Below are 9,402 nucleotides of genomic sequence, written 5' to 3' on the forward strand. Positions count from 1 at the left end.
GTCGCCCGAACCGGATGACGGCACCGCCGCACAGTCCGCTCGCAGTAGCGTTCCGTACATGAGACTCGGTGTCCTCGACGTGGGTTCGAACACGGTGCATCTGCTGGTGGTGGACGCACACCCGGGCGCGCGCCCGCTGCCCGCCCACTCGCACAAGGCGGAACTGCGCCTCGCCCAGCTCCTCGACGAGGACGGCGCGATCGGCCCCGACGGCGTCGACCGGCTCGTCGCGGTCGTCCGGGAGGCGCTCCAGGCCGCCGAGGACATGGGCGTCGAGGACCTCCTGCCGTTCGCCACCTCCGCCGTGCGCGAGGCGACCAACGCCGACGACGTCCTCGCTCGCGTGCGGGCCGAGACGGACGTCGAGCTGACGGTCCTCACCGGCGCCGAGGAGGCCCGGCTCACCTTCCTCGCCGTCCGCCGCTGGTTCGGCTGGTCCGCGGGCAAGCTGCTGGTCGTCGACATCGGCGGCGGCTCCCTGGAGATCGCCTACGGCATCGACGAGGAACCCGACGCCGCCGTGTCCCTGCCGCTCGGCGCGGGCCGGCTCACCGCCGCCCGGCTGCCCGGCGACCCGCCCCACCCGGACGACGTCAGGACACTGCGCCGCCACGTCCGTACGGAGATCGCCCGCACGGTCGGCGAGTTCAGCCGCTTCGGCGACCCCGACCACGTGGTCGCCACCTCCAAGACCTTCCGGCAACTGGCCCGCATCTCCGGCGCCGCCCGTTCCGCCGAGGGCCTCTACGTCCAGCGCGAGCTGAAGCGTGCCTCCCTGGAGGCCTGGGTGCCCCGCCTGGCCGCCATGACCAGCGCCGAGCGCGCCGAACTCCCGGGCGTCTCCGAGGACCGCGCGAGCCAGCTCCTGGCCGGCGCCCTGGTCGCCGAGGCCGCGATGGACCTCTTCCGCGTCGAGAGCCTGGAAATCTGCCCATGGGCCCTGAGAGAGGGCGTGATCCTGCGGCGCCTTGACCACATGGGCCAGGGATAGCGCCCCGGACCGCCCCCCGTATGGCAATCACCCCGTATGGCAATCACCACAACGCCGAACAGGCCCCCCGCACCCACCCGACCCCACCCCGTAACCTGACCCCCGTGGCAAAACCAAGGGACGTAGTCCGCATCCCGGACGCGAAGGTCGCCCTGTCGACGGCTTCCGTCTACCCGGAGTCGACGGCGACGGCCTTCGAGATCGCCGCGCGCCTCGGCTACGACGGCGTCGAGGTCATGGTCTGGACCGACCCGGTCAGCCAGGACATCGACGCGCTGCGCAGACTCAGCGACTACCACCGCATGCCGATACTGGCCGTGCACGCGCCCTGCCTGCTCATCACCCAGCGCGTCTGGTCCACCGACCCCTGGGTCAAGCTCCAGCGCGCCCGCGCCGCCGCCGAGAAGCTCGGCGCGTCCGCCGTCGTCGTGCACCCCCCGTTCCGCTGGCAGCGGCAGTACGCCCGGGACTTCGTCAACGGCATCTGGCGGATGGCCAACGAGACGGACGTGCGGTTCGCGGTCGAGAACATGTACCCGTGGCGCTACCGCGACCGCGAGATGCAGGCGTACGCCCCCGACTGGGACGTGACGAAGGACGACTACCGGCACTTCACGATCGACCTCAGCCACGCCGCCACCTCCCGCACCGACGCCCTCGACATGATCGACCGCATGAGCGACCGCCTCGGCCACGTCCACCTCGCCGACGGCAAGGGCTCCGCCAAGGACGAGCACCTCGTCCCCGGCCGCGGCAACCAGCCCTGCGCCGAGGTGCTGGAGCGCCTCGCGCACACCGGCTTCGACGGCCACGTCGTCGTCGAGGTCAACACCCGCCGCGCGATGTCGGGCGCCGAACGTGAAGCCGACCTCGCCGAGGCGCTGGCCTTCACCCGCCTGCACCTGGCGTCGGCGTCATCGGCGCCGGCGCCCTCCGGGACGGCGCGGACGGCGCGGACGGACCGCCGGTGAGCGACGCCGGCGGGGCCACCGGCGGGGCCGCCGGCGGGACCACCCGTCGCCGCGGCCGCGGCCGCCCGTCCCGTACGGAATCCGCGGGCACCCGCGACCACATCCTCGCCACGGCCCGCGAGGAGTTCTCCGAGCGCGGCTACGAGAAGACGTCGGTGCGCGGCATCGCCAAGGCGGCGGGGGTGGACTCGTCGCTGGTGCACCACTACTTCGGCACCAAGGAGCAGGTCTTCGCGGCGGCGATCGAAGTCGCCTTCGCGCCCGCCCTCAGAGCCCCCGAGGCGATCGGCGACGGCCCCCTCGACGAGGTCGGCGAGCGGCTCACCCGCTTCATCTTCGGCCTCTGGGAGAACCCCACCACCCGCACGCCGCTGCTGGCCATCGTCCGCTCCGCCGTGAACAACGAGACGGCCGCCGCCGTCTTCCGCCGCCTGATCGCCGCCCAGTTGCTGCGCCGCGTCGCCGCCCAGCTCGACCTGCCGGACGCGGAGCTGCGCGCCGAGCTGGCGGCGGCGCAGTTGGTGGGATGCGCGATGCTCCGGTACGTGATCAAGGTGGAGCCGCTGGCCTCGGCGGACGCGGAGCAGATCATCGCCCGCGTGGCACCGGTCGTACAGGGCCACCTCACCAGCCCCTGAGGGCGCCTATTGGCCCCTGTGGGCGTCCACAGGCGTCGTACGGCGGTGAGACCGGCATCCCGCATTCCGGACACCCTGTCCCGACCCCTGGATGACCGGCGTACGCTCGACGGCAGTCACAACTCTCCGAAGGAGCGAGCGACGATGCCCGAACTGAGGTCTCGCACAGTCACCCACGGCCGCAACATGGCGGGCGCCCGCGCCCTTATGCGTGCCTCCGGTGTACCCGGCGCGGACATCGGACGGAAGCCGATCATCGCCGTCGCCAACAGCTTCACGGAGTTCGTGCCGGGCCACACGCACCTCGCCCCGGTCGGCCGCATCGTCAGCGAGGCGGTCGTCGCCGCCGGCGGCATCCCGCGCGAGTTCAACACCATCGCCGTGGACGACGGCATCGCCATGGGCCACGGCGGCATGCTCTACTCCCTCCCTTCCCGCGACCTGATCGCGGACAGCGTGGAGTACATGGTCGAGGCCCACTGCGCCGACGCCCTGATCTGCATCTCCAACTGCGACAAGATCACCCCGGGCATGCTCAACGCGGCCCTTCGCCTGAACATCCCCACGGTCTTCGTCTCCGGCGGCCCGATGGAGTCCGGCCGGGCCACCCTGGTCGACGGCACCGTCCGCACTCTGGACCTGGTCGACGCGATGTCGGAGGCGGTCAACGACAAGATCTCCGACGAGGACATCCTCCGGATCGAGGAGAACGCCTGTCCCACCTGCGGCTCCTGCTCCGGCATGTTCACCGCCAACTCGATGAACTGCCTGACCGAGGCCATCGGCCTCTCCCTCCCCGGCAACGGCTCGGTCCTGGCCACCCACACCGCCCGCAAGGCGCTCTACGAGAACGCCGCGCACACGGTCCTCGACCTGACCCGCCGCTACTACGAGCAGGACGACGACTCGGTCCTGCCCCGCAACATCGCCACCCCGGCGGCCTTCGGGAACGCCATGGCGCTGGACATCGCGATGGGCGGCTCCACCAACACGATCCTGCACCTGCTGGCCGCCGCCCAGGAGGCGGAGGTCCCCTTCGGCCTCACCGAGATGGACGCCCTCTCGCGCCGCGTCCCCTGCCTGGCCAAGGTCGCGCCGAACGTCGCCAAGGACCGCACGTACTACATGGAGGACGTGCACCGCGCCGGCGGCATCCCCGCCCTCCTCGGCGAACTGCACCGCGCGGGCCTGCTCAACGAGGACGTGCACTCCGTGCACAGCCCGTCGCTGGCCGACTGGCTGAAGACCTGGGACGTGCGCGGCGGCTCCCCGGCGCAGGAGGCCCTCGAGCTGTGGCACGCGGCCCCGGGCTGCGTCCGTTCCGCCGAGGCCTTCTCGCAGTCCGAGCGCTGGGACTCCCTGGACGAGGACGCCGCGGGCGGCTGCATCCGCTCCGTCGAGCACGCCTACTCCAAGGACGGCGGCCTCGCGGTCCTGCGCGGCAACCTGGCGGTCGACGGCTGTGTCGTGAAGACGGCGGGCGTCGACGAGTCGATCTGGACCTTCGAGGGCCCGGCCGTCGTCTGCGAGTCGCAGGAGGAGGCCGTCGAGAAGATCCTCACCCAGCAGGTCAAGGAGGGCGACGTCGTCGTCATCCGCTACGAGGGCCCCAAGGGCGGCCCCGGCATGCAGGAGATGCTCTACCCGACCTCGTACCTGAAGGGCCGCGGCCTCGGAAAGGCATGCGCCCTGGTCACGGACGGCCGCTTCTCCGGCGGCACCTCGGGCCTGTCCATCGGCCACGCCTCGCCCGAGGCGGCGGCCGGCGGCACCATCGCCCTCGTCGAGGACGGCGACCGGGTCCGCATCGACATCCCCAACCGCTCCATCGAGCTGATGGTCGACGACGCCGAGCTGACCCGCCGCGAGCAGGCCCTGAACGGCGTGTACGCCCCCAAGAAGCGCGACCGCAAGGTCTCCGCGGCCCTGAAGGCGTACGCCGCGATGGCGACGAGCGCCGACAAGGGCGCGGTGCGCGACGTGAGCAAGCTGGGCTGAGGCCGGTCACGTCCGCCCGACGGGGGCGGTGCTACCAGGCGGCGGGGTCCCGCCCCGCCACGCCGAACACGGTCCCGTCGGGCGCCCCGGCGTAGACGTGGCCGCCCGCGAGCACCGGCTCGGGCAGCGCGGCGGGGACGCGGTCGGAGTCGGCGCCCAGCCGCGGCCGGGTCTGCCCGAGGAGCCTGCCCTCGTGGGCGTCGACGCCCAGCAGCCGTCCGTCGGGAGCGGTGACGTACACGTGCCGGCCGTCGGAGACCGGTGCCGAGCCCCGGCTCACGCCCGTCTCCAACCGCCACGCCTGCTTCCCCGCCGCCATGTCGACGGCCACCAGTGACCCGCCCGCGCCCATGAGGTACACGGCGTCCCCGTGCACCCCGGCCTCCGCCTGCGGGACCGGCAGGGGCAGCACCACCCGGCGCACGGCCCCGGTCTCCGGCGTGTAGCGGACCACCGCCTTCGCGTCCCCGTAGACCGCCCCGTCGACGACGAAGTACACGGAGCCGTCCGCCGCCCCCACCGGCGTCAGCGCCCCCGCCAGCTCCTTGCTCCACCGCACGTCCCCCGTCGCCGGGTCCACCGCGGTGACCTCGGTACGGCTCCCGTCCCCGGCCGGACTCGTCGCGTACGCCGACGCGTCCCCGGCGAAGGTCGAGAAGTACGGCACGGACTGCCCCGCGATCCGGTGCGACCACGCGGTCTCGCCCGAGGCACTGTCCACCCCGCTGACGGTGCCGTCGGCGCGGGTCAGCAGCAGCATGCCGCCGGCGCACCTCACTCCGTCGTACTGGGCCGCGTCCTGCTGCCACACGCGCGCGCCCGTGTCCGGGTCGAGTGCCTCCAGGGCACCGATCCGGTCGAGCGCGGGCTGGACGAGGCCACCGGAGAGGACGGGCGGCTCGCTCCGGGTCCCCTTCGCGACCTCGTGCCGCCACAGCGTGCCGCCGTCGGCCGGATCGAGCGCGAAGACCAGACCGGGCCGCGCACACAGCAGCTTGCCCGCCCCGTACGAGCACTGGGCCATGCCCGCGCCCTTCGCGCCGGGCACCGTCTCCCAGGCACCGAAGTCCCCCGGCGTGTCCTGCGCCGCCGTCGTCCTGTGCGCCGGTTCCGAGTCGCCGAACACCTTCACCAGGGCGAGAGAGCCGATCACGGCCAGGCAGAGCACCCCGGCGACCAGCACCGTACGTCTGCCGAGGCGTCGCGCGGGCCGCCGCTTCCCGGGCACGTCGTCCGCGCGGGGCACGGGCGCACCCGCCTCGGACCGCACGCGCGCACCCTCCTCGGACCGCACGGGCGCACCCACCCCGGGTCGCGCCGACGCACCCATCCCGGACCGCGCCGGCGCACCCGCTTCGGGCCCTTCCCCGGACTCTCCCGACGACGCGTGCTCGCGCTGTGCCGGTATGAACACCTGCGTGTCGTAGGCCGCCGCGACCGACCGCAGCTCCCGCATCAACTCGTCCGGCGTCGGCCGGTCCTCGGGCTCCTTGGCGAGACACCGCAGCACCAGCGACGCGAGCGACTCCGGTACGCCGGTCAGATCGGGCTCGTCGTGCACGACCTGGTAGGCGACGACGTACGGGCTTTCGGAGTCGAAGGGCCCGCGCCCGGTCGCGGCATGCACCAGGAGCGATCCGAGCGCGAAGACGTCCGCCGCGGGTCCCACCTCCCGGGGCCGCCGGAACTGCTCGGGCGCCATGAACGGCGGCGTCCCGATCAACTTCCCGGTCTCGGTCCGCAGTTCGCTGTCCTTCGGCCGGGAAATGCCGAAGTCGATGACTTTGGGCCCGTCCTCGGCGAGCAGTACGTTGCTCGGCTTCAGGTCCCGGTGCACGACGCCGACCCGGTGGATGTCACGCAGCGCCTCGGCGAGCCCGGCCATCAGCCGGCGCAACTGGGCCTCGTCCATCGGCCCGTTCCGCTTCACCTGCTCCGAGAGGGTCGGACCGGGGATGAACAGCGTGGCCATCCAGGGCCGCCCGGCCTCCGGATCCGCGTCGACGACCGGCGCCGTGAAGGCCCCGCTCACCCGCCGCGCCGCGGCCACCTCCTGCCGGAACCGGCTCCGGAACTCAGGGTCCTTGGCATACGTCGCGTGCACGACCTTCACCGCGACCCGCATTCCGGAGGTGCTGCGGGCCAGGTGCACGACGCCCATGCCGCCCGAGCCCAGGCAGGACTCCAGACGGTAGTGACCGGCGTACTCCGGAAGTTCCGCTTCCGCGCCCGCTCCGGCATCCCGCTGCGGCGCCATGGAACCACCCCCGTGCTGTTCGTTCGCGCGAGCGACGCTCGGAGCCTAGTCGATGGTGCGTACGGGGCAGAGGAGGCCTGCCGACCTTCGTGTGCGAGTTGCGAACTAGTGTTTTATGGCTTGTTCTTGGGGTATCAACGGCACCCCATGAAAGTCGTGGGGTTCAACGGGGGAGGATTCTCATGTCTGTCGACCAGGTCCAGGGCAACGGCGGCGACGAGCGCGAGACGACGACCGAGGCGGCGACCGAGGGAGCGGTGACCACGGCGGCCGCGGCCCGGCGTTCGTACCCGGTCGCGCCGGGCTACCGCCTGAACGTCCGCAGCGGTCCGGGCACCGGCTACTCCGTGGTGCGGGTCCTGTCCGAGGGCGCCAGGGTCGCGATCAACTGCCAGCGCCCGGGGCAGTGGGTGGCGGGCCCCTACGGCACCTCGAACGTGTGGGACAACATCGGCAGCGGCCAGTATGTCTCCGACGCGTACATCCTCACCGGCAGCGACGGCTACGTGGCTCCTCGTTGTTGACCGCTGCTGAGCGTGTAACAGGGACGTATTGGCGCTGTACCAGGGAGGTGCTGGGCGGAACGGGGTGCCGGACGGGCGGGTCTTGATGATCAGAAACGCCGGCACCCAACCGACACCGAGGAAAATACGATGCGCGTTCGCAAGCTCACCTTCGCAGCCGTGGCCGTCGTCGCGGGCCTCTCGCTCACCGCCTGCCAGAACGACGACGGCGGCACGGCAGAGAGCGCCCCCTCGGCCGCCTCCACCGCGTCCTCCTCGAACGGCGGCTCGGAATCCGCCGGTTCGGGATCCGGCGGCGCGGACGCGGACCAGGGCAGCAGCGGTACGGACTCCGCGGGCAACAGCTCCGAGGGCCAGGGCACGGCCGGCGGAACCGGCTCCGGCTCTGACGAGGACGCCACGGCCGGCAAGTGCCGTACCGACGAGCTGGAGATCACGGCGACGGACGCCACCATCGGCGGCGACACCGAGGGCACCGTCGCGGTGGACCTGAAGAACGGCGGCGGCCGGGACTGCACGCTCTCGGGCTACGCGGGTGTCGACCTGAAGACGAACTACGGAACCCAGTCCGCCGAGCGCGCGGGTGAGCAGGCCCCGCCGGTCGTCCTCAAGGACGGGGAGAACGTGACCTTCGGCATCGGCTACCCGCTCAATGACACGGGCGGCTCCGGCGTCCGCATCACGGGGCTGGTGGTGACCCCGCCGAACGAGACCAAGTCGGTCACCCTCGACTGGCCGGGCGCCGCCTCGCTGCCCGTCACGGACGGTTCAGGCACCCCGGTGCAGGTCTTCCCGATGGGAAGCGCCGGCCAGGGCGGCTGACCGCGCCGGTGGCCCGACACCCGATAGCCCGGGCCCGTCCGGGGCCCGCCGCGCCCCGGAGCCATAATCGACCCGTGAGCGCAGAGAACGGCAAGGCAGAGAACGGTAAGAACGGCATCCCGGACACCACCGCGGGCCCCCGCCCCGAACCCCTCCGGTTCTACGGCACGACCTGGGTGGACCACGACAGCGGCTACGCCGCCCGCCGGGCCGGCCTCGCCGTCGGGTCCCTCGCCGCGGCGGCCGCCGCCTGCTTCGTGCTCCGCCTCGCCTACCAGGGCCTCCAGATCGCCGACATCGGCAGCTTCGTCTCGCTGCTGATGATCGTGATGTTCGCGATCTGCAGCGCCCTGGCCTTCCGCCACACCTGGTCCGGCTTCGGCAGCCGCCCCGACCCCGACCGCCAGGCCTCCATGCGCGGCCTGCTCGCCATCGGCTTCGTCGGCTCCCTCCTCGCCTACTTCTTCCGCACCCTCACGGAGGCCCCGGGCGAAAAGCTCCACCGCGAGGAGTACGAGAAGGCCCGCACGGACTACGCGAAGCGCACCACCCGCCGCTCAGGCAACCCCTCAAAAAAGCGCCGCCACCGCTAACAGGCCCCGGCGGGCCCGTTTGGACAGTCCGTCCCGGCGACACGCCGCCGAAGTGCCGCTTCTGCCGGGACAAACAGTCCAACCCCCGACCGCTACGGAATTCGCCAACGCATCCCGGGAGAACGGGCCCCAGCCGAACCGCCCAACCGGCGCTGCACCTCACGGCCGATCGCACAGCCCGACCGGCGCCCGACCGCGCCGCCCGACCGGCGCCGCACCTCACGCCCGACCGCACCGCCCACCCGGCCGATCGCACTGCCCAACCGGTGCCGGGTCTCACGGCCGACCGGCGCCCGACCGCGCCGCCCGACCGGCGCCGCACCTCACGGCCGACCGCGCCGTCCGACCGCCCAATCGCACCGCCCGACTGGCGCCCGACCGCATCAGCCGACCGGCGCCGCGCCTCACCGGCGACCGGTGCCCGACCGGCGCTGCACCCCACGGTCGACCGCACCGGCAGACCGGCCGCCCACACCGCCCACACCGCCCACACCGGCCGACCGGCCGCCCACACCGCCGACCCATCGCGGCCCAGACGAACGCACCGCCCCGGACGGCTGTCCTCACCCCACCCCACCCCACCCCACCCCCACGCCTCACCGCTGAGC

The 9,402-nt window shown here is 72.8% G+C and carries 8 protein-coding genes; 7 read left to right on the forward strand and 1 reads right to left on the reverse strand.

The annotated features are described in order from the left end of the window. Window positions 1–58 precede the first annotated feature (58 nt). The 4 genes from KUM40_RS19010 to ilvD all read left to right on the forward strand — a co-directional run bounded on the left by KUM40_RS19010 (window position 59) and on the right by ilvD (window position 4,598). Window positions 59–991, forward strand: a complete 933-nt coding sequence (locus tag KUM40_RS19010; RefSeq protein ID WP_217167191.1) for a Ppx/GppA phosphatase family protein — start codon at window positions 59–61, stop codon at window positions 989–991. Between the two features lie 104 nt (window positions 992–1,095). Then, window positions 1,096–1,962 carry a sugar phosphate isomerase/epimerase gene (locus KUM40_RS19015; RefSeq protein ID WP_217167192.1) on the forward strand — a complete coding sequence of 289 codons (867 nt, stop codon included), beginning with the start codon at window positions 1,096–1,098 and terminating at the stop codon, window positions 1,960–1,962. Continuing rightward, window positions 1,959–2,600 carry a TetR/AcrR family transcriptional regulator gene (locus KUM40_RS19020; RefSeq protein WP_217167193.1) on the forward strand — a complete coding sequence of 214 codons (642 nt, stop codon included), beginning with the start codon at window positions 1,959–1,961 and terminating at the stop codon, window positions 2,598–2,600. Before KUM40_RS19015 ends, KUM40_RS19020 begins: the two co-directional genes overlap by 4 nt. Before the next feature lie 144 nt (window positions 2,601–2,744). Beyond that, window positions 2,745–4,598: a dihydroxy-acid dehydratase gene (ilvD, locus tag KUM40_RS19025; protein WP_217167194.1), complete on the forward strand. Its 1,854-nt coding sequence runs from the start codon at window positions 2,745–2,747 to the stop codon at window positions 4,596–4,598. 31 nt (window positions 4,599–4,629) lie between these two features. Here ilvD and KUM40_RS19030 read toward each other — a convergent pair whose 3' ends face one another. Beyond that, entirely contained in the window at window positions 4,630–6,855 is a 2,226-nt protein-coding gene (locus KUM40_RS19030) for a serine/threonine-protein kinase (RefSeq protein WP_217167195.1), read from the reverse strand. Between the two features lie 182 nt (window positions 6,856–7,037). Here KUM40_RS19030 and KUM40_RS19035 point away from each other — a divergent pair, with 182 nt between their 5' ends. The 3 genes from KUM40_RS19035 to KUM40_RS19045 all read left to right on the forward strand — a co-directional run bounded on the left by KUM40_RS19035 (window position 7,038) and on the right by KUM40_RS19045 (window position 8,794). Continuing rightward, window positions 7,038–7,379, forward strand: a complete 342-nt coding sequence (locus KUM40_RS19035) for an SH3 domain-containing protein (protein WP_217167196.1) — start codon at window positions 7,038–7,040, stop codon at window positions 7,377–7,379. Window positions 7,380–7,508: 129 nt separating this feature from the next. Next, window positions 7,509–8,201: a DUF4232 domain-containing protein gene (locus KUM40_RS19040; RefSeq protein ID WP_217167197.1), complete on the forward strand. Its 693-nt coding sequence runs from the start codon at window positions 7,509–7,511 to the stop codon at window positions 8,199–8,201. Window positions 8,202–8,275: 74 nt separating this feature from the next. Continuing rightward, the gene (locus KUM40_RS19045; RefSeq protein WP_217167198.1) at window positions 8,276–8,794 is read left to right on the forward strand and encodes an EamA/RhaT family transporter; all 519 of its coding nucleotides are present in this window, start codon (window positions 8,276–8,278) and stop codon (window positions 8,792–8,794) included. Window positions 8,795–9,402 lie beyond the last annotated feature (608 nt).

This window comes from Streptomyces sp. AC512_CC834 (assembly GCF_019049325.1).
In the GTDB taxonomy this organism is placed as follows: domain Bacteria; phylum Actinomycetota; class Actinomycetes; order Streptomycetales; family Streptomycetaceae; genus Streptomyces.